The sequence below is a fragment of the Xanthomonas sp. LMC-A-07 genome, assembly GCF_030208825.1.
In the GTDB taxonomy this organism is placed as follows: domain Bacteria; phylum Pseudomonadota; class Gammaproteobacteria; order Xanthomonadales; family Xanthomonadaceae; genus Xanthomonas; species Xanthomonas campestris.
Map to the genome: position 1 here is coordinate 402,226 of NZ_JARVTF010000011.1, position 21,464 is coordinate 423,689.

Here is a 21,464-nt window from a genome sequence, read left to right on the forward strand (position 1 = left end):
CGGGCTCACTCTGAGGGTTCCACCGCCGCAGCGAGCGGCGATTTGCGCAGCAACGCCTTGCGCAAGGTATCTGCATAGCCGCGGTATTCGTCCGCGCGATGGCGGTACATCGCTGCGGTATTCGGTTGCACACGGGTGTTGGAATCGGCCATCCGCGCCACCAAGGTGGCCCGCTCGTCGATGATGCGCAAGGCAATGCGCAGCGCCTCGTCCACCGAACCTTCTGTAGCCGACAACAGACTCTCGCCTGTGTAGGCATGCCCGACCTGGCAGCGGAACCGCAGCACAGAACTCTCCGATATTTGCGACAGCACGCCGCCACATGCCGGGCAACTCATCGCAACCGGCGTGGCGATCCGCGCGGTGTCGTCGGTCGTGGTCAATGCACCGCGTGCGATCGCCACTTCCAGACGCAAGGCATCGGTGATCACCCGCGCCGGCCCTGCCGCTGTCTGCGCCAGTTCCGCAATCAGGCCGCCCAACTCGGCGCTGCTGCGAACGGCATCGGCAGGCACGCGCTGCAGCGCACTCAGCGGCATGTCGCTGGCCACCGCCTCGCCAGGATCCTGCACCAGTACCGTGCCGCCGCAGGCGTGAATCGCGTCAAGACCTGCGGTGCCATCGTTGAGCATCCCCGATAGCAGCACCCCCACCGTTCTGGGCCCGAAGGCCACCGCGGCCGAGCGGAACAAGGCGTCGATCGACGGCCGTGACATGTTTTCGCGCGGGCCGGTGCCCAGCACGATTCGTCCGTCGGCCACCATCAGGTGACGGTCGGCCACCGCGACATAGAGCGTGTGCGGTTCGATGCGCATGCCATCGGCGGCCTCGACCACGGTAATGCCGTTGGCACCGGCACTGACCGTGCGCATGATGCCGTGACCATGCGCCGACATGTGCAGCACCACCAGGATGGCGGCAGGCGTCTGCGCTGGCAGCGCACTCAACAGGCGCCGCAACGCCTCGCTGGCGCCAGCCGATCCACCGATCACGATGACATCGCGGTGCTGCTGGGGGTGCAGGTCGTTGTCGACCATGGGCTACTCCAGTGATGAGCCAGTTTCACCATCGCGTGAGTCGTGTTGGCACAGTGCGTAGAGCCGTGTAAACGGCGACGAAAGAAGACGGTCTCTTCGCATCGGTGAAGCGGGCAGCGGGCAGCGGGCAGCGACCTCATGCAGCACGGAGCACACACTTGGCATCTGAATGTGTGGTGGCGGGCCCGCAGGCGCACTTCGGTATCGGCGCCGATCGGCGGCGGTGCTAGGCTCAGCGCTCCATTCCGCGCGAGAGCCGGCATGACGGACACAACGGGATGTCGCGACCTGGCACACGCGCTTGCCGAGCTCTGGCGTTTGAGCGAGCTGCATCGTGCAAACGAAAGCGCCTTCTGGGACGGCTTCGCCGCCTTGATCAGCACACTGGAGATCAGCGGCATGACCGCGCGCGAGGTACGCACTGCGCTATGCAGCGAAATCATGGCACTGCGCACGCTTGGCACGCGCACCTATCGCCCTGGCATGCTGCGTTACGCGGTACCGATCATCGTGCAGAGCTGAAGCGCGGCGCGATTCGTCACTGAGGGGTGATGCGGTCTGTGGCGGCTGGCGAAGCAGCCAAGACCCCGGAGCATCCCCTTGTTTTCTGCTTGGTTGCGCTGCCGAGGCAGCGCGTCCTCACCCATCGGCGGCACGGGGTAGCCCCACCCGTGCCGCCGCCAGCAGTGGCGACTCAGCGGTTGCCGCCGCCGCTGTTCTCGCCACCCTTGCGGCCGATGTCGGCCATGTGTTCGCGGTCCTGGCTCACCGATTCACCGCCCTTGCGGCCGGCTTCCCTGGCTTCTTCGGAGTCGAACTCATGTGCATTGCCGCTGGCATGTGCGGCCTTGCCGCCCTTGCTCGCAATCTCGCGCTGCTTGTCTTCGTCCATCGATGCGAAACCACGGTTGCTGGTGTTTTGATCAGCCATTGGTGTACTCCTCAACTGTGTGGAACACGGCAGAAATACCGTAGGCGTAGTGTTGATCCGGGCCGATTAAACCCACGTCCAGCCGATGCCACGAGCACATGGACGAGGCTGCCGCGCACGGGCGGCACCATCGCGGCGTGCTAACGCGGTGTTGTGTTCCGGCCAGACTGCACACGCGTGCAACAACCTGCGCGCACCACGTGCGCGCGCCGATCATGCACACTGTTGGCCCCGCTCAGCCAAGGACGCGTATGCGCCACTCTTCCCCTTCCTCTGCCGTTGCCACGCTGGTGCTGGTCTTGGGCGCAACCGTTGCGCCGGCCATGGCCGCAGCCAAGCCCGCCAACAGCGAGGACGTCAAGGCCTATGCCCTGCAGCTGTGCCTGGATGCCAATTACCAACGCGCAGGCAAATATGCCGAAGACCAGTTGCGCGACCGCTCGTTCCTGACCACCACTTACGCGCTCGACAACGCACGGGCCGGGGCCACTGCACGCTTGCACGAGTTCGTCGCAAAACAGACGGCCGACTTCCACCGCGCCGAGGTCCCGATGAAGGACGAGCAGCGGCGTGGGCCGTACAACCGGATCTTTGCGCAGTGCATGGCCTTCTATCGGTCGGCGCCGCTGAGCGAGTTTGTGCAACGCCTGCGTTGAGCATCCCGAGTAGACGCGACTGCGACAGCCTTGATCGGTGTTGCACCACCTGCCACTCGTTAGATGAAAAGCTTGGTCAAGCGATCGTGATTCCCGAACGTTCAAATTCACTGCGTGCGCGTTGAACGCACGCGGTGGCAGCGCGAGTAGACGTGCCTTCGTCGTGCTGGTCAGGCCACGGCCACGCCGTGACAACACGTCAGCACTCGCTGCTATGACTATGTGCAAGCGCGCGTTCCGTTGCAGGCCCTGGATCAGCTGCGTGCAGCGGGCGTTGTGCCGGCGCGTCCCGTCCAGGGTGCGTTGCTGCATGTCGCGGCACCGCAGCTATTCACGCACGGCGGCGATTACGCCGTGACCGGCATCGTGGTGCGCCAGAGGGGCCTATCGGCACCGACACCACCGCAACGGAACTGCGGGTGCACCTACAGCTGCTGCCACCCGGCTTCACCGAAGGGGTCAGCGACTGCGCGCTGGCGCTCCCCAGGCTCACCGAGCCCGCCCTGCTGGCGGCATCGATGCTGAGCACCCGCCACCATCGGTGCGCAGTTGGCCGCTGCACGCGATGACCTGCAACGCTGCCTAAGCGAATAACCGAAACAGCGACAGCGGCGCTGGCTGGCCGCTCCGCTGCGTGACGGCTTTACAGCGTAACGACCCAACTGTGCGTCAGCCCCAGGTGCTTTGATCCACCTTGCAGTAGCTGTCGATAAACGCCTGCTGGGTCGGCAGCTGTGCCACCACGTGCTGCAGTGGCTGGCGGATGCCATCCAGCAACTGCTGCAGATGCTGGTCGGGCAAGGCGCGCGTCAACGGATGATGTTGCGCGGGCGTAATGCCCTGGCCGAGCAGCACATGCGTCCAGGAATCGACACGGAACAGTTCGTCGCCGTCCTGCCAGGCGTGCGCGCCCTCGCGCCATGCACGCAGGCGCAGCTGCAGCGATTCCGGCAATTCCATCGCGCGGCATTGCCGCCACAGCGCCTCCTCGCGCTGGGTGGCGTGGTAATGCAGGATCACGAAATCGCGCACGTGCTCGGCCTCGGCCCGGCTGATGCGGTTGAACAGGTCCACCTGCGGTTGCGCGATGCCATCGGCGGGGAACAGCGTGATCAGGCGCATCACCGCCACGATCGCCAGATGGATGCTGGTGGATTCCAGTGGCTCCACGAAACCGCTCGCCAGGCCCAGCGCCACCACGTTCTTGTTCCAGGTCTGCAGCCGGCGGCCGGTGACGAATGGCACCAGCATCGGGTCGCGCCGTGGCGTGCCTTGCACCGCTGCCAACAGCATGGCGCTGGCTTCATCGTCGGAGAGGTGCGCCCGTGCGTAGACCAGCCCGTTGCCCACGCGATGCTGCAGCGGAATCTGCCAGCGCCAGCCGGCCGCATGCGCAATGGCGCGTGTATACGGCACCGGCGGCTCCACCGATTCGGTCTGCACCGCAACTGCACGGTCGCAGGGCAGCCAATGGCTCCAGTCTTCATAGCCGGTGTGCAGGGTTTGCTCGATCAGCAGCCCGCGAAAACCGGTGCAGTCGATGAACAGGTCGCCCTCGACCACCTGCCCGTCTTCCAGCACCAGCGCCTCGACAAAGCCACTGTCGGCATGCTGGCGCACCTGCTGGATCTTGCCCTCGATGCGGGTGGCGCCATAGCGCTGCGCGTGGGTGCGCAGGAAGCGCGCATACAGGCCGGCATCCAGATGGTAGGCATAGTTCACCGCCGGCTGCTGCAGCACCGCGAAGCGGTCCGCACGCGCGGCCTGCGCTTCCAGGCAGTACTCATTGAAGCCGCTGTGCATGCCACGCCGCTGCGCCTCCAGCCAGAAGTGATGGAACGCGCACACCAGCGTGCCCTGCCCGGTGCTGCCAAACGGGTGGATGTAGCGATCACCCTGGCCTTGCCAGTCTTCGAAGGAAATGGCCAGCTTGAAGGTGCCGGCCACCGCACGCAGGAATTCCTGCTCGTCGATCTGCAGGAAGCGATGAAACGCGCGGATCGGCGGCACGGTGGACTCGCCCACGCCAATCGTGCCGATCTGCTCGGATTCCACCAGCACGATCTCCAGCAGCCCGCGAAACTGATGCGCCAGCGCAGCGGCGGCAACCCACCCGGCGGTGCCACCGCCGGCAATGACAACCTTGCGAATGCGTGCCTGCGTCACTGCGCGTTCCTCGAAGAAGGGTGGAAGGTAAACCTGATCAGCGATTGAGCCGGGCGATCAGCAGTGCGCGCAATTGCCGTGCGAGCGCCGGGTCGATGGTGCCCAGCACCTGCCGCGCGGCCTCGGGCAGATGCGCGCCGGCCTGCTCGGCCGGACCGAACACGTAGTAATCGAACACCGCGCGCCAGGCGGCTTTTTCCGCGGCGGGCCGGTCGCGGATGGACCACAGCGCGTGATACAGCGCCGGCATCGGTGCGGGCACGTGCGCGGGCATGCTGCCCCACCAGTAATTGATCAGCACGTTGAAGGGCTGTAGCGCCATCACGTGGTGCCACCACATGCTGGGAATGAACACCGCATCGCCCGGCTGCAACACGGCGGTGCGCGCATGCGGCAACGCCTGCGCAAAGCGCGGATAGCGCTGCAGATCGGGCGCGGCCAGGTCCACCATGCTCACTACCTGCCCGCCCGGCGTCGGCTCCAACGGTCCGGGATATAGGTTGGTAATCTGCTCTGGCGGAAACAGCGTGAAGCGCCGCTGCCCCACCGCGCAGCAGGCGAGATTATTCGGCACGTCGTAATGGCACGAGGCGACCACGCGGTTGCCGACCCAGATGCTCGGCTGCACATTGCTGCCGCTGGCGCGCATGTCCAGATCGTTGCCCGAGCGCAGCCCGGGCAGGTAGTCATCGACCGGCAGCGAGGCCAGGTAATAGGTGGGCGGCTGCGCATCGTTGCGATGCGCTTCAATCGCCTCCAGCACGCTGCCCAAGCTGCCACAGCGCACTTCGAAGTTGAGGTCGGTGCCGTCGTCGGTGTAGAACGGGCGCCCGGCAATCTCCGGGCCGCCATACGAATATTGCAGCGACTGCGCACGGTCGAACCTGCGCAACACAGCCATTGCCTCGGCATCGCCGCGCTGGCCGGCCTGCACCAGCTGCCAGTCGCGTGCCACCCCGCGCAACACCACCGGCTCCGCTGCGGCACAGAGCGCGGCCAGCGGCAGCGCATCGGCCGTGCAATCGCTGCGCTCGGCGATTGGTGCCATGGCGTCGAACGGCGTGGTCATCTGCGTGGGCTCACGCGTGCGCGGCGGCGGGTGTGGTGGTGGCCTGCTGCAGACGACGCTGTTTTTCGGCCATCAAGCGGCGCAGATTGTGCTGCGAGGCCAGCATCAGGAAGGCACCCTCCAGGTAGCCGGCCTGATGCAGCTGATGCAGTGCAGGCGCATCGAGTGCTGCCAGGCGTTCGCGGTCGATGGCATACAGCCCGTCCAGATGCGCGGCGTGGTTGGCGTCCAGCGTGATGTCCAGCCGCACCGGCTGGATCAAGCCGAGCGCATCGAAGGCCGCGCACATCGGCTGCCCGGCATCCATGCCATCACGAATACCGCGCAACACATCGATGATGTGCTGCAGATACGGGCTATGGCCGCCCTGTGGCAAGAACACCGGCTCACCGTCCGTGCGGCTCAGGCGCGGATGCTCCAGGTCGACATGGATCACCGGCTCCTGCACCGGCGCGCCATCGATGCGCTGCTCCTGGAAGCCGATCAAAAATGGCCCTTTGGCAATGATTCCCGGCAGGTAGCTGGCATTCCAGCGCTGGTCCTGCAGGAAGAGGTTCTCGTCGTGCGCAAAGCCCAGCACCGCCACAGCCTGGTACGCGCCGCTGGCGGGATCCTTGCGAAAGAACAGCGGGTATTCGCGTTGCAACTCGGCAAATTCGGTGACGAAGGCCGGCACCAGGCCAACCGCATCGCCAAACTGCGCCCCGAACTGCAGGATGACGCGCACATCGTGATGCGCCACATTGTTGAGCACTGCGTATCGCGTCATCGAAACTCCGGCGGGTAAGTGGCCTGCCCGGCCCTCTCCGCTGCAAGGCGGCGGTGGAGCGGCCGCTGCATCAAGCGTCTGCTACAGGCGAGCATTGCGAAAAAGCGCGCCGCCGGCAAGCCGCACAGCACCATGCAGCTGCAGACGTGCACGCACCGCATCCGCGTGCGACACGCGCAGCACGCTCGCCAGGCGAGGCGCATTATCGTACCGGCCTCAAGCGGTGCGACAAGCGCCATACGCAGCTGCCGTAGAGCCGGCAGCTGCGCCCCATCCGGGATTAGAACGCGTAGCGCACGCCCAGCGTATAGCGCGGCTGCTGGTCGATCAGGCGGATGATCTGCTTGTCCGACCGCCCGTGCCAGCGCACGTCCTCGCCCGTCAGGTTGATGGCTTCAAAGCCGATCGACAGCTGCTTGCTGAAGGCGTAGCTCACGCTGAGGTCCCACTGCTGATATGCCTCGACGTAGTACGGGTTGCGGTTGGAATTGTCCTGGTTGGCGGCGATCAGATACTCGTCGCGCCAGTTCCATGCCAGACGCGCGCTGAAGCCGTACTTTTCGTACATCAGCATGGCATTGGCGGTGTCGCTCAAGCCCAGCAAGGCGAACTGGTCGCGGTCGATCACAGTGTTGTCGAAGCCGACATCGCCTTCCACGATGGTGTAGTTGGCGTAGATGCCGAAGCCACTGCTGCCGAAGAAGTACTGCCCGCCCAGCTCCCAACCATGGATATTGGCCTTGTTCTGGTTGATCGGCCGCGACACATCGAACTGGTACAGCGGGTCGCTACTGTTGCCGGTGATGTCGTAGGCGTTCTCCAGCGCCAGGCTCTGCGCGGAGCTGCCGTTGTAGGCACCCAGGCCGCCGGTGGCTGCGGCGTTGCGCAACAACGCCATGGCCGCGAACAGCGAGGTGTCGTTGGCCGAGCACGCCGCGGCCACGTCATTGCCGGACGCACCCACCTGGGCTGCGCAGGCACCGCTTTGCAGGAAGGCCAACGCCGCCTGCGCATCCGGCCCAGAGGTGGGGTCGGTCAGCCCGTACAGCGATTCGCGCGACACCGTGTTGCCGATGAAGTTGCTGACGCGCTTGTTCCAGAACGTGGCCGACACATAGCTGGCGTCGGCGAAGTACCACTCCAGCGCCAGGTCGAGGTTGTCCGATTCCAGCGGATCGAGCTGCGGGTTCTGCGAGTCGCCACCGGCACGGTTGGAGGGGTTGATCAGGATCGAACCGTTGGGCGTGTTGGGCGTGGGCCCGGCAATCAGGTTGTTGTAGGGTGCGCGCGCAATGGTCTGGCCGAACGAGGCACGCCCCTTCAGCTGGTCGGTGATGTCGATGCTGAAATCGAGATTGGGCAGGATGTAGTTGTAGCTGGTCTTTTCACTGAAAGGCTGCAGCTCTGCCGAACGGACCAGCTGGAAGTCGTTGTTGGACTGCCACAGCAAACCGGTTGGCGTGGCCACCTGCGACACCGATTCCACATCGGTGCGCTCGTAGCGCAGGCCCAGCCGCGTATTGGTGGTCATGCCGGCGATATCGCCCTGCAATTCCAGCTGCACGTACGCCGCACGGGTCTTCTCTTCCACCTGGTTGTCGGCGCTGTATTGCGGGTTGTAGCGCGTGGTGGCGCCGTACTGGCTGCCACCCCACAACGCGAGTTGGTCGGCATCGCCACGCCAGGCGCTGGGCGCCGCGCCATTGGCATTGAAGTCCTTGAACATGCCGGTGATGCTGACCGGCTGCAGCAACGCCACCATGCCCGGCTCATTGCCGGCATTGGCCACGCTCCAGTCACCGAGCGTGGAGTTGGTGTCGCTGGTCAGCCGGTTCATCTTGGTATTGGCCGAGCTCACGCCGAACTGGAAGCGGCCATCGTCGAAGTCGAACGTGCCGTCCACACGCCCTTCCTTGATCTCGGTCACCTGCGATTGGTAGTAGATGCGCAACACCTGCGAGCCCAGGTTGCCCGCGGTGAAGTCCGGGTTGACCACGCCATTGGTGCCGGCCAGCGAATCGGCCGCGGTGGGGTACCAGGTGCGTGCGCCGATCGGCAGCGAATTGTTGAACCACAGCTCCTGGCCCCACTGCCCGCCGCACAGCGGGCCGCTGGCGCAGTTATTGGTCCCGGCAAGGCTGAAATAGGTAGCGCTGCCGCCGGTGACCGGGTCGTTGGGCAGGCTCTTGGTCTTGGAGTTGTGCGCATCGAAACTCAGCTGGAAGCGGTCGCTCACCTGCCAGTCTGCGTTGAAGCCAAGCGAGCCGAGCGTGTACTTCTGCTCGTTGCGCTGCTGCTCCATGCCGAAGTCCTTGGCACCACTGGGCACATCGCGCAGATACACCGGCGTGGCCACGGCCTGGCCGGTATCGAAGGTCAGATCGGTGAAGCTGTTGGCGCGCTGCAGCCAGATGCCCTGCTCGCCACGCTCCTCGCGGATTTCATTGGACGAATAGGTGTAGTCCAGGGTCAAGGTCAGGCTATCGGTGGGCGCGAACTGCATCACCGCCTGGCCATTCATGCGCTCGCGCTGGAAGTCGGCGAATGCGTAGCGGAGGTCGTTGGGCATGCCGTACAGCTGGCCGATCGCCGGTGCGTTGGTCACCACCGCATCCGGACGCAGCGCGGGGTCGGTGCCGGTCCAGCGCTGGATATTCCAGGTGTTTTCGGTGGCCTGCACCGAGCCGCCATGGCGCTTCTGGTAGCTGGCGCTCAGGCCGATACCGAAGGTCTTGTCGGGGTTGGTGTAGCTGAAGATGCCCGACACTTCCGGGGTGAGCGAATCGCCGAACGGCTGCGAGCGGTCGGACACCATCTTGGCGCCGGCATTGGCCACCACGCCGGAATGGTTGAACGGCTTGTCGGTCTGGATATTAATGGTGGCGCCGATGCCGCCGCTGGGCGCAGTGGCGCGGCTGGTCTTGTACACCTCGATGCCGGTGATCGCTTCAGAGGCCAGCTGCGCGAAGTTAAACGCGCGCGTGCCCACGTCCACGCCGCCGATTGGCGTTTGCCCCGGCGCGCCAAAGGCATCCGCACCCGGGATCAAGCGCCCGTTGAGCGTGACCGTATTGAACTGCGGGCCGAAGCCACGCGCGGTGACCTGCGCACCCTCGCCATCGCGGCGTTCGATCGAGATGCCGGTGATGCGCTGCAGCGACTCGGCCAGATTGGTATCCGGAAACTTGCCGATGTCTTCAGCGCTGATCGCATCCACCACGCCGGCGGCGTCGCGCTTGATGCCCATCGACTGGTCCAGGCTGCTGCGGATGCCGGTGACGTTGACGGTGTCGAGCGTGGTGGCAGCGTCGCTGCTGGATTGTGGCGGCGGTGCTTGCGGCATCGTGTCCTGCGCAAAGGCGGGATTGATGACCAGCAAACCGCCAACGAAGGTGAACATTGCCTTCGACTTGAAGCTCTTCAACGTACGACGCATCGATGTGTCCTCGGGTGGTGTGCAACTGCCCACGGCCGTGCGCGCGACATGCGACACCGCCACTGTCTTTGCCGGCATCCCTGCGGATGTCTGGCGAACTGCCTGCAGCAAGTTCTGTGATCCCCTGCGGTGCAACTCAACGACGGATCCCCCGAGCCAGTCGTGTCCTGCCCGTCGCGTACGACGGCGACTTCCTCTGATCCGTTCCAGCTGATGACTGCGCCAGTGGCCCTGCTCTGCAATGGCCGCCGGCGTGATAGCGCTAACACGCGGCGCAGCCTAGTCACCGGCAACAGCGCTTGTCACCGTGCGTTGCAGCAAATCTTTAACAACCCGACCGGGCCTGCAAAAAACGCTGCGCTTGAGCCCGCAGCGCAGCTTCAACAACGGCGTGGCTGTAAGCGTTACCAAGTACGCCTCGCAAACGCACTGCCAAAACGCGCTGAAAACAGACCGCATAACCGTTGCAGGCGTGACCATGCCGACACTTGCGCAAGCGCCCTGCCAACGCGGCCGGGTGTGTAGATCGCTTATCGGAGAAACACGCAACGGTGCAAGCCGCAACCCGCGTGCGCAGCGCTACGTGCAAACGGTGGCGTTGCTGCATGACGCACACGACAACGGCGCAATCGCTGCAATCGATTGCGCCGTTGTGGCCTTGCTCAACAGTGCGTGCCGTCAGGAAATAGCGCGCAGCAATGCGCGCGACGGCGGCGGTGCTGGCGCCTAGCGGGAAAGCTCCAGCGTGTTGTCGGCACGGGCCGCATCCGGCAGTGCGTGGTCTGGGTCCAGGCGCACGCGCAGTACTTTCTGCGTAGTCGCCAGCGTGAGCTTGGGTGCGGTTTGCTGCAGCCAGGCTTCCACCGGTATCCGCCGGTCCAGGTGGCTGCCGTCTGCCAGGTCCACGCGCAGCGTGACCGGCATCACCAGCCGCTGCCGGCTACGCAGGGTGACCTGCACGCCCTTCGCCGGGTCCTTGTCCACGTAGTGCGCCTCGCTGATGCCCATGTCCAGTTGCCAGTTGTTGAAGTACCAGCCACGCCACCACCAGCTCAGGTCCTCGCCGCTTTCGCTTTCCATCAGACGAAAGAAATCCGAGGGCGTCGGATGCTTGAACGCCCAGGTGGCGATGTACTTGCGAAAGGCCGGATCAAAACGCGCAGGCCCCAGGATTTGTTCACGCAACAACACCAGGCCCAGCGCACCCTTGAAGTAGGTCAACGGGTGGCGGTAGGTCTCGCTGGTGGCATCGGCGGTGTCCATCAAGGTCGGTGCGTTGGCGTCGGCCAGCAACGGCAAGATTTCGTCCACCGGGTTGCCGCCCTTGGGCGCATATTCCGAATCGCGCTTCGGTGCGTATTCGCCCTTGTTGAAGGCATCCGATGCGTAGACGTCGATAAAGGTATTGAACCCTTCGTCCATGAAGGCATGCCGGCGCTCGTTGGAACCGACAATCATCGGGAACCAGGTGTGGCCGATCTCGTGTGCGGTGATCCAGAACAGGTCCTTGCCGCCATCGTCGAACCCATCGAACACGATGCCCGGATACTCCATGCCCGCGCCGTAGCCGCCCAGGTTGATCGCGGCCGGCCACGGGTACGGGTACCACTGCGAAAAATGTTCGATCGCACCTTTGACGTACTCGGTGGAGCGGCTCCATTTCGCCTCGCCCACGCCTTCCACCGGATACACCGACATCGCCAGCGACTGCTTGCCATCGGGCAGATTGATACGCGCGGCATCCCACACGAAGGCCGGTGACGCGGCGAAGGCCACATCGCGGGTGGTGTCCATGTGGAACCGCCAGGTACGCGTGCGCGTGCTTGCCGGCGCCGCAGCACGCGCGGCCACCTCGGCGGGCGTGCGAATCAGCACGGTACGATCGCTGCCGCGTGCCTGGGCCAGGCGTTGCTGTTCGGTGCGGCTGAGCACCTCATCGGGATTGGTCAGCGCGCCGGAGCCGGCCACTAGAAATCCGTCGGGCACCGTCACCGCGTAGTCGAAGCTGCCGTATTCCAGGTAGAACTCCGACCCCAGATACGGCTGCGTGTCCCAGCCACGCAGGTCGTCGTACACGGCCATGCGCGGGTACCACTGCGCAATCTCGTAGATCTCGCCCTGCTTGCTGTTGCTCACCGCGGTGCGCCCGCCCCAGGTGCCGGGAATGCGGTAGCGGTAGCGGATATGCATGGTGAGCGCCTTGCCCTGCCCGGCCAGGGGCTGCGGCAGGTCCACGCGCAGGCGTGTGTCGTCCACCAAGAACGGCACCGCCTGTCGGCGCCCGCCGCTGTCCACCTCGACGCTGGCAATCTGCATGCCCTCGGTGGTCTGGGTGCCGCGCGATGGCCGGCTGGCGGCGGCGCGCGCGTCGGCCCGGTAGATGTTCTGGTCCAGCTGCAGCCACAGCACGTCGAGCGTGTCCGGGCTGTGGTTGGTGTAGCGGATCGCCGCTTCGCCGGTGAGCGTGTGGGTCGCCGGGTCGATCTGCGCAGTGAGGTCGTAGTCCGCCCGGTTCTGCCAGAACAGCGGCCCCGGCTTACCGCTGCCGCTGCGATACGCGTTGGGCGCATCGGGCAGCTGCAAGGGCGCGAACAGCGCCAGCGGGTCGAACGGGCTGGCCGCTGCAGGAGCGGCCGCTGGCGGAGCCGCCAGTGCAGTGAACGAAAGACACGCGAGTGCAAGCGCAACAGCCAGCGAGCGGCGCACGGTGGGGAACATGCGAAGTCCTGCGACGGGGGGGAACGACCATCCTACGGCGGCCCACCTCATCCAGGCACTGCCATTGGTCCCGGTGCGCGCTCAGCCGCCGGCAGTGCCCGACAGGCGCACCGCGCCGTCACCGCCCTCGGCCAGTGTGTCGCCGGGGTTGCTCAGGCGGCAGCGCCGCAGCGACAGGCAGCCGCAGCCGATACAGTCGGTGAGCTGGTCGCGCAGGGCCTGCAGCTCGGCAATTCGTGCGTCCAGCTGGCCACGCCAACGTGCCGACATGCGCGCCCATTCCGCGCGCGTGGGTGTGCGTTGATCCGGCAGCACCGAGAACGCATCCAGCACCTGATGCAACGGGACGCCGAGCCGCTGCGCCACGCGGATCACCGCGATCCGCCGCAGCACATCGCGCGCATAGCGGCGCTGATTGCCGGCAGTGCGCAGGCTACGGATCAACCCCTTGCGCTCGTAGAAATGCAGCGCCGACACCGCCACGCCACTGCGCTTGGCCACATCCCCCACGGACAACTCACGCTGCATTGCCTTGACCTCAACCTTGGTTGAGGCAGGATGCTGCGCGGCTATGGCGGGATGCAAGCCCTGCCCGCGCTGCCGTTTCACGCTTTGCTTTCTTGGATGTTCAATGACGACCCACACCACTCTGCCCACTGCATCGCCTACCGATGCGCGCGCCACCTCCATTCTCGCTGCGCCGTACCGTGCCACCACGCTGGGCATGGTGGCATTGGTGGCGCTCAACGCGTTTGAATCGCTGGCAGTGGCCGCGGCCATGCCCACGGTGGCGCGCGAATTGAATGGCCTGCCGCTGTACGCACTGGCCTTCGGCGGCACCTTGGCGACCAGCGTGGTGGGCATGACCGCCGCCGGGCGCTGGAGCGACCGGCGCGGGCCAGCAGGCGCACTGGGCGCCGGGTTGCTGTGCTTCGTACTGGGGCTGGTCATCGCCGGGCTGGCACCGAACATGCCGCTGCTGATCGCTGGGCGGCTGCTGCAGGGCCTGGGTGCAGGCGCTTATTCGGTAGCGCTGTACGTCATCGTGGGCCGCCTGTATCCGGAGGCCCTGCGCCCGCGCGTGTTTGCCGCGTTCTCTGCGGGCTGGGTGGTGCCGTCGTTGATCGGGCCCGGCATCAGTGGCCTGATCGTGCAGCACGCCGGCTGGCGCTGGGTATTCCTATCGGTGCCGCTGCTGGCGATCCCGGCCGGCCTGATGCTGCTGCCGGCGCTGCGTGGGCGCGACTGGAGCACGCAGGCCGCGCTGCCCGGCAAGGACGCGCTGGGCTGGGCGATTGGCGCGGCACTGGGCGTGCTGGGCGTGTATGTCGGCGGCCAGTTGCACGGTCTGCCCGCCGTGCTGGCGATGGCGCCGGCATTGGCGGTCACCGGCGTGTGCGCCTGGCAGCTGCTGCCGGCCGGCACCTTGCGGCTGGCACGCGGCCTGCCCAGCGTGATCGCGTTGCGCGGGATCGCGGCGGCAGCGTTCTTCGGCTTCGAAGCGTTTCTGCCGCTGCTGTTGTCGCGCGAACGCGGCCTCTCGCCGCTGCTGGCCGGCATTGCGCTGAGCGTGGGCGCCTTGGGCTGGTTCAGCGGTTCGTGGTACCAGGGCCACAGCACCGCTGGCTGGTCGCGGCCACGGCTGCTCAAAACCGGCGCGGTGCTGATGTCGGCGGGCATCGTGATCAGTGCGGGCGCGATCTGGCCGGCCGTGCCGGTGCCGGCCGCCATCGCCGGCTGGGCCGTGACCGGGTTGGGCATGGGCCTGTTGTATCCGAGCCTGTCGGTGCTGACCTTGTCGCTGTCGCCGCCCGCCGAGCAAGGTGCCAACAGCTCGGCCTTGCAGCTCAGCGAGGCGATTGCGGTGGCGGGCGTCCTTGCGGTGGCCGGCGCGCTGTTTGCCGCGCTATTGGGCTCGGCCACGCCCTTGGCCTATGCCAGCGTCTTTGCGCTGGCGTGGGTGCTGGCGCTGAGCAGTTTCTGGGTGGCGCACCGGGTGTGAGGGTGGCGGTGGCGAACGTCACTGCGTCGCGTTGCTGCGAGCAGATGGCCCGGGAGCCGCTCCGCGGCGTGCTGCGCGCGCGTGGGCTGGCTGCTGACGCGGCGCAATTGGAGGGCGTGGTTGGCACGTCAGGATTCGTGAACGGTGCAGCGCGCGTGTCAGATACGCACCCGACCGAACCGGTCCACAACCGCACGATCACTTTGCCGAGTCTGCCGGATTCGCGCCGACCATAGCTGCGGACACACACCTGCAACCGAGTGGTCATTTTTTCGCCACCCATCTTGACAGCGTGACGGGCCGGGGCCTGTGCCCACTTGTCCACAGCCTTGTGCAGTTTTCATCCACAGGGGGGGTGGAAAACTCGATCAACGCAGTGCGGGCGGCACGGCTTGCGTGCAGTTGCCGGTGTGTGTAGGGCGGTTTGATGCGATGTGCTGCATGCAGGGCCACGCGCTGCGATGGATGCGCATGGCGACAGCAACCATCTACTGCCGGTTCCAAACGCGTGGAGTGCACGCCGAGCTCGAGCCCAAGCGATTGGCGCGCAGCACCTCGGCAGAGAGCCGGCCGTCGCCGCGCGTCCGTGCGCATGCCACTGATGTGGATGCTCAAAACCAGACCCGCGCATGCAGCGCACACCGCCACCTCGCAGTGGCGGTGCACGCGCATAGCAGCGCCTTAATCCACGATCACGTGCGGCACGAACCGCGAGGTATCGCGGGTGATCGGGCCGTCGTCGTCGCGCATGCCCAGGCCGGCCGGGCGATCGGCCACCACCCAGCTGCCGACCAGCGCATGCCGGCCGTCGAACACCGGCAGCGGATGATGCGCCTGCAGGATGGCCGGGCCATCCAGGTACGGCCCGTCGGTGTGCGCCATCTCGCCCTGCGCGGTAACCAGCGCGATGTTGGCACCCTCGCGCGACAGCAGCGGCTTGCGCACCCACCCGGCAGTGGGCGCCTCGCCGGCCTGTGCAAAGCGCGCGGCGAGCAGATTGGGGTGGCCCTGATGGCGCTCCCACAACAGCGGCAGGATGCCCTTGTTGCTCAGCACTGCCTTCCATGCCGGTTCGATCAGACGCACGCGGTTGGCGATCAACGCCGGGCCGAAGCGCTCTTCCATCATGAATTCCAGCGGGTACAGCTTGAACAGCGTGTGGATCACCCGGTCCTGCTCATCGGTGAACCAGCCATCGGCGCTGAGGCCGATGTCTTCGATCGCCACTTCTTCGGTGCTGATGCCCACCTGGTGCGCGCAATCGCGCAGATAGCGCACGGTGGCGCGGTCTTCCAGCGAATCACGCACTGCAGAAAAATGCATCTGCGGGCCAATCGCTCCATCCACCGCCAGCGCACCCAAGGTTTCGCACAGCAAATCCTGGATCAGGTTGTACTGGTCGGTGCCCTTGGGCAGCGCGCCGCTGGCGATCTGCTGTTCCAGCCACAGCCACTGGAAATACGCCGCCTCGTACAACGAGGTCGGCGTGTCGTAATTGAGCTCGTACAACTTGGCCGGGCCGTTGCCGGCATAGGCCAGATCCATGCGGCCGTACAGATGCGGGTCGCGGTTCTTCCAGGAGGTGGCGATCCAGTCCCAATAGAACGGCGGCAGTGCCAGCTGCGTCATCAACGCTTCGGAGCCGACCACCTCGTCGACCAACTGCATCGCCATGTCGTGCAGTTCCTGCGTCGGCGTCTCGATGTCGTCTTCGATCTGTCGCAACGAAAACGCGTAGTACGCGCTTTCGTCCCAGTACGGTTCGCCGTCGATGGTGTGGAACTGGAAGCCGAGCGATTCGGCCTGGGTGCGCCAATCCGGGCGCTCGGCGATGGCAATGCGCTCCATGTCAGCCGCCAAACCCGGAGCTGCGCCCGCCACTGCCGAACGAGCTGCGCGCCGCGGCGCTGGAGCCAAAACCCGAGCGCGACACGGTAATGGCGCGGGTTGGCATGTCCACGCTGCCAGCGCGGCCGCGCACGGTGCCGATGCGGTTGCTGGCCAGATCGCCGTTGGGCTTGTAGTAGCCGCCGCTGCGGTAATCGCGGTATAGCGGCATCGCGCCGCCATAGCGATATCCGCCGCCGCTCATGTTGCCCAGCGCGTAGCCGAGCAGGAAGCCGCCCATCGGCGGGATCCAGCTCTGCTGCCCCTGGGTCTGGCCAGGCACTTCGGTGCAGCTGCCAAATTGCGCATCGCACTCATAGCGCGAAGGGAAGCGCGGCGCGGCCTGCTGGTGCTTGGCCACGGCCTCGTCGTAGGCCTTCAGACACTGCTGGATGTCGCCCTGTTCCTGCTTGATCTGGTAGCAGTCCGAGGCCGACTGCAACACCACGCCGGTTTCCGGCTCCGAGCCGCAACCGGTGACGAAGGCGGCCGGCAGCGCGGCCATCAGGGTGAGCTTGAGATTGCGTGATCGCTTCATGCCTGCGCTCCGTTACGGCGTGATCGCCGCGGCGTTGATCAGGCCAACCGCGATCGACACGCCGGCCGAAAAAATGCCGGCGGCGGCGACGTTGTCGGTGATCTGCCGCGAGATGCGCCCGGCCACCAGGTTGGCCAGCAGATACGCCACCACCTGGATACCGCAGGCCACCACGCCCCAGATCAAGGCATCCACCAGGCTCACCGAATGGGTGATGGCCGAATGCAGCGGCAGCGCCACGCCGATCAGGTTGCCGGCCAGCGCGGTGGCGGCCGCCACGTTGCCCTGGCGCAGCAGGGTGAAATCCTTGTGCGGGGTGACCAGGGTCACCAGCACCACCGCGACGATCAGCACGCCCAGGCCGGTGCCGAAGTAGGAAAGAAACGCGAGGAAACTCTGCAGATTGATCGGATTCATGACAGGACCAGGGTGGTGGAAGACGGGTAAGCGCTCAGGTGATGTCCAGATCGGCGACGGTGACGTCGATGCCGACCGCGTAGGTGACGCAGAATTCGTTGGGGCCGGAATCCTCGCCGGTGACCAGCAGGAATTCCTCGCGCTGCAACTCCGGCACCGGCCGGCTGTAGAGCATCGCGTAGTGGGTCAGGTCGCCATCGCGGCGCGGCGGCTGATAGCGGTACAGCACCTCGTCGTAGGCAATCGGCGGGATGCGCGCGGCATCGTCGGTGGATTGGGTGGCACGGTCCCAGCGCTTGCCGGCGTACTCGATCTGCGCCGCACCCAGGTGCGGATGCTGCATCACGAATTCCTGGAAGGCCTGCTTGCTCGGCGGGTTCACTGTCTCGCAATACACGAAGGCCTTCATCGCCTCCAGATCGCCGCCCACGGTGGTGACCTGCAGAAACGCGTCATCGTCCAGATAGAACCGGTGCAGCGCATAGCCATCGCCCAGATTGACGTGGCCATAGCACGGGATGCCCTGATGCCCACCCGGCAATTCGGCGGTCATCGCCTCGGGCGCCATGCGGTACAGCGTGGTGTCGATCTCGAGCTGGCCACCCACGCGCAGCCCCAACGGCAGCGCATGGCCGATCGCGCCAGTGCCGGTGGTCGGCAGCGGTGGCGGCTGGGATTGGCCGAACAACTTGCTGAAAAAACTCATCGTCATGCACCTCGTGGCGATGGGGAAGCGGAAACGGCCGCAGCGCGCAGGGCCTGCCACGCGATGGACTGCGCAGGCACGCGCTGCTCGGCCAGGTAATACAGCATGGCACCGGCCGGTACAGCGGTCTGTGCGGGCGGGTTCAACCGCAACGCGCCATCGGGCGCGCGCAGGCCCAGCAACAAGGCACCGCGCTGGCTGAAATCAGCCGCCAGCAGGCTGTAATCCAGCGCCTCCAGCTGTGCCGGCACGGCCAGGCTGAACTGCGTGGGGCCGTCGTCCACCGACAACAGCTCGGCGGTGATCGCGGCACTGCCCGGGTCCTGCGCAGCGCGGGCCAGGATCTCGGCAGTCATCGGGCGCGTGCATTCGATCGCCGGGTAATGGCAGGCCACCAGCCGCGCGGCGCTGGCCGAATCGAAATGCGCCACGATGTGTGCGCGCGGCGCATGCGCCATCAGTGCGAAGACTGCGGCCAGGGTCTGGTCGTCGGATGGCGGATTGACGATCACCCGCGCCGCACCGGCAATGCCCGCACGCAGGTAGACCTCGGTGTGGGTGTACGACTCGGCAGCCACGAAACGCATGTGGTCGGGCATCGGGTTTTCGGCCACGCCCTCGGCCACCAGCACCACGCCTTCATCATCGGTGGCGGTGTCGGACAACAACAACTCCAGCAAGCGTGCCGAGGCCGCGCCTTGCCAGCCGATCAGGATGGTGTGCCCGCTCAACTGCGCGTAGGCCATCTTGCCCATGTGGTGGCGCCTCCAGAAGGTGATGAGCACCGCGCTGGTCTTGGCCAGCACCGTGGCGAACAGCGCCACCGCGCCCGGCATCAGCACGCACGCGGCGATATAGCGCCCGGCCACCGAGCCCGGCGACAGATCGCCGTAGCCGATGGTGGTGGCAGTGGTCATGTAGTAATACGGAAACGCATCCAGGCCGACGAGCTTGTGCTCACCGGCCAGGACGAACAGCACCCAGCTCAACCCCATGTGTGCCAGCAGGGCCAGCGCCACCATGCCCCAGCTCACGCGGCGCACGTGGCGCCGCAAGACCCGGTACAGCCGTCCGACGATGATCATGGCGCGTCCTGTGCCGTGGGGTGCGGTCAGCTGTCGCTGCGCGGAACCTGCTGCACGTCGCGGACCTGGCCGATCAGCGGCGCGGTGCCGCTGGCGGTGTCGTGCCCGAGCTGAGCGGCCGGCTTCTTGAAGCGCGCCAGCACCGCAGCGGCGTTGGACTCGCCTTCCATCAGGCCGGCCGCGGCCAGGCGCCGATTCAGATCGCCATCGCCGGTAGACGATTCCAGCTCCTCGGCCGATTCGATGCGTGCGGAGGTCTCGGCCTGGCGCGCCTTGATGCGCTCCAGCGATTCCAGCGCCGACCCCATCTTGCTGCTCGCACCGGAATGCCGCGCGGCAATCGCGGCCTGCGCCTTCTGCACCGCGTCGGTGGCCTTGACGGTGTCGATCTGCTGGCGCATGCCGCGCAGCTGGTTTTCGGTTTTCTGGATGGTGGCCTTGAGCGTCACCACCGACTGGTCCAGCGCGGTCTTGGAGGCCTTGTCGCCGGCGTCCTCGCTTTCCAGCGCCGCCAGCTTGACCGCCACATCATGCGCCAGCGCTTCGTCGTTCTTGGCCAGCGCGCCTTCGATATAGCGCGTGTACTCGGCCATCTTGCCGGCGCGCGCGTCGATCTTCTGCTGCGCCAGCTTGCTCTGCGCCATCAGCTTGGTGAGCTCTTCGCGCGAACGCGTGAGCTGGGCGCCGGCATCGCGCATTTCCTGGTCCAGGATGCGCAGGGCGTTGGCGTCCACGGCCTTCTGGCCGGTTTCGTGTGCGGTGCCACGCAGCAGCGTGATCAGCTTGGAAAAGATACTCATGACAACACGCCTTTAGGAAAAGAACGGCTTGAGGGATTCGGCGGCATCCAGCGTATTGGCCGCCAGGGTCTGGATTTCCTCGTCGATCTGGTCGAGCGTCGAGGAGGCCGACAATTCACCGAACACCACGTACGCGTCCTTGCCGTCGACCTGCACCAGACCGAGATTGGAGAGCGGATTGAGCGGGTTGAGCCGCAGGCACGCGTCGTTGAACGCGGCGCGGTCGCTGACCTGGTCGGCGTTGGCCAGCAGCGTGGACACGAACACCTGCGAACCGGACGCGGCCACCTGGATCTGCATGTCGCCGTGATCGGCCAGGGTGAGGTTGATGGCCGGCTCCAGCCCGTCGATCAATTCGACCTCGATCGGCTGGTCGCGGTAGCGCTCGGCCAGCAGGCCGTGCAGTTCAACAGTGGTGTACTGCGTCATGGGATGTCCTGTCCTTTGGTCATTCGGCGGCGGAGTGCGGCGGCGGTGAGGCCGCAACGGTCAAGCAATGGGCGGACATACTACAGAGACTTGGTGAACAGCAGAACGGCCGTCAGGCAGGGGCATTCAGGGCCACGTCGCTGCCATCCAGCACCGCCGGCGCTGCCGCCCGGCAGGGTCGTGCACTTACGGATACAGCATCCGCTTGCTCCAGTGGCTGGCCGCGTCCGCCTCGTAACGCCAGCGCTCGTGCAGGCGGAATTTGGCGCCGTACCAGAACTCGAACGCCTGCGGCACCACGCGGAATCCGCCCCAGCCATCCGGGCGCGGCACGTCGCGGCCGTCGAAGGTGGCTTCGACCTTGGCAATGGCCGCCTCGAACTCCTCGCGCGAGCCCAGCGTCTGCGATTGCAGCGACGCCCAGGCACCGATCTGGCTCATGCGCGGCCGCGAGGCAAAGTAGGCGTCCGATTCATCGGCGCTCACCAGTTGCACGCCGCCTTCGATCCGCACCTGGATGCCGGCCTCGCGCAGGCTGCGCCACAGGAACAGCAGCGCTGCCTGCGGGTGGGTCTGCAGGTCGCGGCCCTTGGCGCTGTCCAGATGCGTGTAGAACACGAACCCGCGTGCGTCGAACGCCTTCAGCAACACCGTGCGCGCGCTCGGGCGGCCGTCCAGGTTGGCGGTGGCCACGGTCATGGCGCTGGCCTCGATCTCGGCACTGTTCTGCGCCTCGGCGTACAGCGTGGCGAAGGTGGCGAGGGCTTCTGCGTACAGATCGGTCATGGCAGGCAAGGGAAGCGAAACAGACGCCTATT

General features: G+C 66.1%; 20 protein-coding genes. 4 read left to right on the forward strand and 16 right to left on the reverse strand.

Annotation, left to right across the window (positions count from 1 at the left end):
- Positions 1-5: 5 nt before the first annotated feature.
- Positions 6-1,037, reverse strand: coding sequence for a chemotaxis protein CheB (locus tag QRM89_RS13260; protein ID WP_285448212.1), 1,032 nt, complete (start codon positions 1,035-1,037; stop codon positions 6-8).
- A gap of 261 nt (positions 1,038-1,298) precedes the next feature.
- Here QRM89_RS13260 and QRM89_RS13265 point away from each other — a divergent pair, with 261 nt between their 5' ends.
- The gene (locus QRM89_RS13265; protein ID WP_274394257.1) at positions 1,299-1,559 is read left to right on the forward strand and encodes a hypothetical protein; all 261 of its coding nucleotides are present in this window, start codon (positions 1,299-1,301) and stop codon (positions 1,557-1,559) included.
- 172 nt (positions 1,560-1,731) lie between these two features.
- Here the strand turns inward: QRM89_RS13265 and QRM89_RS13270 are convergent, their stop codons facing one another.
- A complete protein-coding gene (locus QRM89_RS13270; RefSeq protein WP_012437768.1) occupies positions 1,732-1,968 on the reverse strand; it encodes a KGG domain-containing protein in 237 nt (78 codons plus the stop codon).
- 323 nt (positions 1,969-2,291) lie between these two features.
- Between QRM89_RS13270 and QRM89_RS13275 the strand changes: the two genes are divergently transcribed.
- Positions 2,292-2,624 carry a hypothetical protein gene (locus tag QRM89_RS13275; protein ID WP_228419369.1) on the forward strand — a complete coding sequence of 111 codons (333 nt, stop codon included), beginning with the start codon at positions 2,292-2,294 and terminating at the stop codon, positions 2,622-2,624.
- Positions 2,625-3,293: 669 nt separating this feature from the next.
- On the opposite strand, the gene QRM89_RS13280 is transcribed toward QRM89_RS13275, so the two are convergent.
- From QRM89_RS13280 to QRM89_RS13295, 4 genes are all read right to left on the reverse strand, one after another.
- Positions 3,294-4,790 (reverse strand): tryptophan halogenase family protein, encoded by a 1,497-nt coding sequence (locus QRM89_RS13280; RefSeq protein WP_285448213.1) that lies wholly within the window; start codon positions 4,788-4,790, stop codon positions 3,294-3,296.
- 37 nt (positions 4,791-4,827) lie between these two features.
- Positions 4,828-5,859, reverse strand: coding sequence for a cupin-like domain-containing protein (locus QRM89_RS13285; protein ID WP_285448214.1), 1,032 nt, complete (start codon positions 5,857-5,859; stop codon positions 4,828-4,830).
- A 10-nt stretch (positions 5,860-5,869) separates the two neighbouring features.
- Positions 5,870-6,628 (reverse strand): SapC family protein, encoded by a 759-nt coding sequence (locus QRM89_RS13290; RefSeq protein ID WP_285448215.1) that lies wholly within the window; start codon positions 6,626-6,628, stop codon positions 5,870-5,872.
- Positions 6,629-6,908: 280 nt separating this feature from the next.
- Positions 6,909-10,064, reverse strand: a complete 3,156-nt coding sequence (locus QRM89_RS13295) for a TonB-dependent receptor (RefSeq protein ID WP_228418867.1) — start codon at positions 10,062-10,064, stop codon at positions 6,909-6,911.
- 307 nt (positions 10,065-10,371) lie between these two features.
- Between QRM89_RS13295 and QRM89_RS13300 the strand changes: the two genes are divergently transcribed.
- Positions 10,372-10,794: a hypothetical protein gene (locus tag QRM89_RS13300; protein ID WP_285448216.1), complete on the forward strand. Its 423-nt coding sequence runs from the start codon at positions 10,372-10,374 to the stop codon at positions 10,792-10,794.
- On the opposite strand, the gene QRM89_RS13305 is transcribed toward QRM89_RS13300, so the two are convergent.
- Positions 10,791-12,782 carry a M1 family metallopeptidase gene (locus QRM89_RS13305; protein ID WP_285448217.1) on the reverse strand — a complete coding sequence of 664 codons (1,992 nt, stop codon included), beginning with the start codon at positions 12,780-12,782 and terminating at the stop codon, positions 10,791-10,793. The two genes, QRM89_RS13300 and QRM89_RS13305, sit on opposite strands and share 4 nt — an antisense overlap.
- 81 nt (positions 12,783-12,863) lie before the next feature.
- Positions 12,864-13,310 carry a redox-sensitive transcriptional activator SoxR gene (soxR, locus tag QRM89_RS13310; RefSeq protein WP_285448218.1) on the reverse strand — a complete coding sequence of 149 codons (447 nt, stop codon included), beginning with the start codon at positions 13,308-13,310 and terminating at the stop codon, positions 12,864-12,866.
- 103 nt (positions 13,311-13,413) lie between these two features.
- On the opposite strand from soxR, the gene QRM89_RS13315 reads away from it, so the two are divergent.
- On the forward strand, positions 13,414-14,784 hold the full coding sequence (locus tag QRM89_RS13315; protein WP_274341780.1) for an MFS transporter: 1,371 nt from the start codon (positions 13,414-13,416) through the stop codon (positions 14,782-14,784).
- Positions 14,785-15,465: 681 nt separating this feature from the next.
- Here QRM89_RS13315 and QRM89_RS13320 read toward each other — a convergent pair.
- The 8 genes from QRM89_RS13320 to pdxH all read right to left on the reverse strand — a co-directional run bounded on the left by QRM89_RS13320 (position 15,466) and on the right by pdxH (position 21,432).
- Positions 15,466-16,632 carry a glutathionylspermidine synthase family protein gene (locus tag QRM89_RS13320; protein WP_285448219.1) on the reverse strand — a complete coding sequence of 389 codons (1,167 nt, stop codon included), beginning with the start codon at positions 16,630-16,632 and terminating at the stop codon, positions 15,466-15,468.
- Between the two features lies 1 nt (position 16,633).
- Complete coding sequence (locus tag QRM89_RS13325; protein WP_012437758.1) at positions 16,634-17,209, reverse strand: DUF1190 domain-containing protein; 576 nt, start codon at positions 17,207-17,209, stop codon at positions 16,634-16,636.
- Between the two features lie 12 nt (positions 17,210-17,221).
- A complete protein-coding gene (locus QRM89_RS13330; protein WP_011037960.1) occupies positions 17,222-17,626 on the reverse strand; it encodes a DUF350 domain-containing protein in 405 nt (134 codons plus the stop codon).
- Between the two features lie 34 nt (positions 17,627-17,660).
- Positions 17,661-18,338 (reverse strand): YjfK family protein, encoded by a 678-nt coding sequence (locus tag QRM89_RS13335; protein WP_019237428.1) that lies wholly within the window; start codon positions 18,336-18,338, stop codon positions 17,661-17,663.
- Positions 18,335-19,417 carry an ion channel gene (locus tag QRM89_RS13340; protein ID WP_103700722.1) on the reverse strand — a complete coding sequence of 361 codons (1,083 nt, stop codon included), beginning with the start codon at positions 19,415-19,417 and terminating at the stop codon, positions 18,335-18,337. Before QRM89_RS13340 ends, QRM89_RS13335 begins: the two co-directional genes overlap by 4 nt.
- Positions 19,418-19,443: 26 nt before the next feature.
- Positions 19,444-20,217, reverse strand: coding sequence for a PspA/IM30 family protein (locus QRM89_RS13345; protein ID WP_011037963.1), 774 nt, complete (start codon positions 20,215-20,217; stop codon positions 19,444-19,446).
- A 12-nt stretch (positions 20,218-20,229) separates the two neighbouring features.
- Positions 20,230-20,646 (reverse strand): YjfI family protein, encoded by a 417-nt coding sequence (locus QRM89_RS13350; protein WP_014508507.1) that lies wholly within the window; start codon positions 20,644-20,646, stop codon positions 20,230-20,232.
- 186 nt (positions 20,647-20,832) lie between these two features.
- On the reverse strand, positions 20,833-21,432 hold the full coding sequence (pdxH, locus tag QRM89_RS13355) for a pyridoxamine 5'-phosphate oxidase (RefSeq protein WP_011037965.1): 600 nt from the start codon (positions 21,430-21,432) through the stop codon (positions 20,833-20,835).
- Between the last annotated feature and the right edge of the window lie 32 nt (positions 21,433-21,464).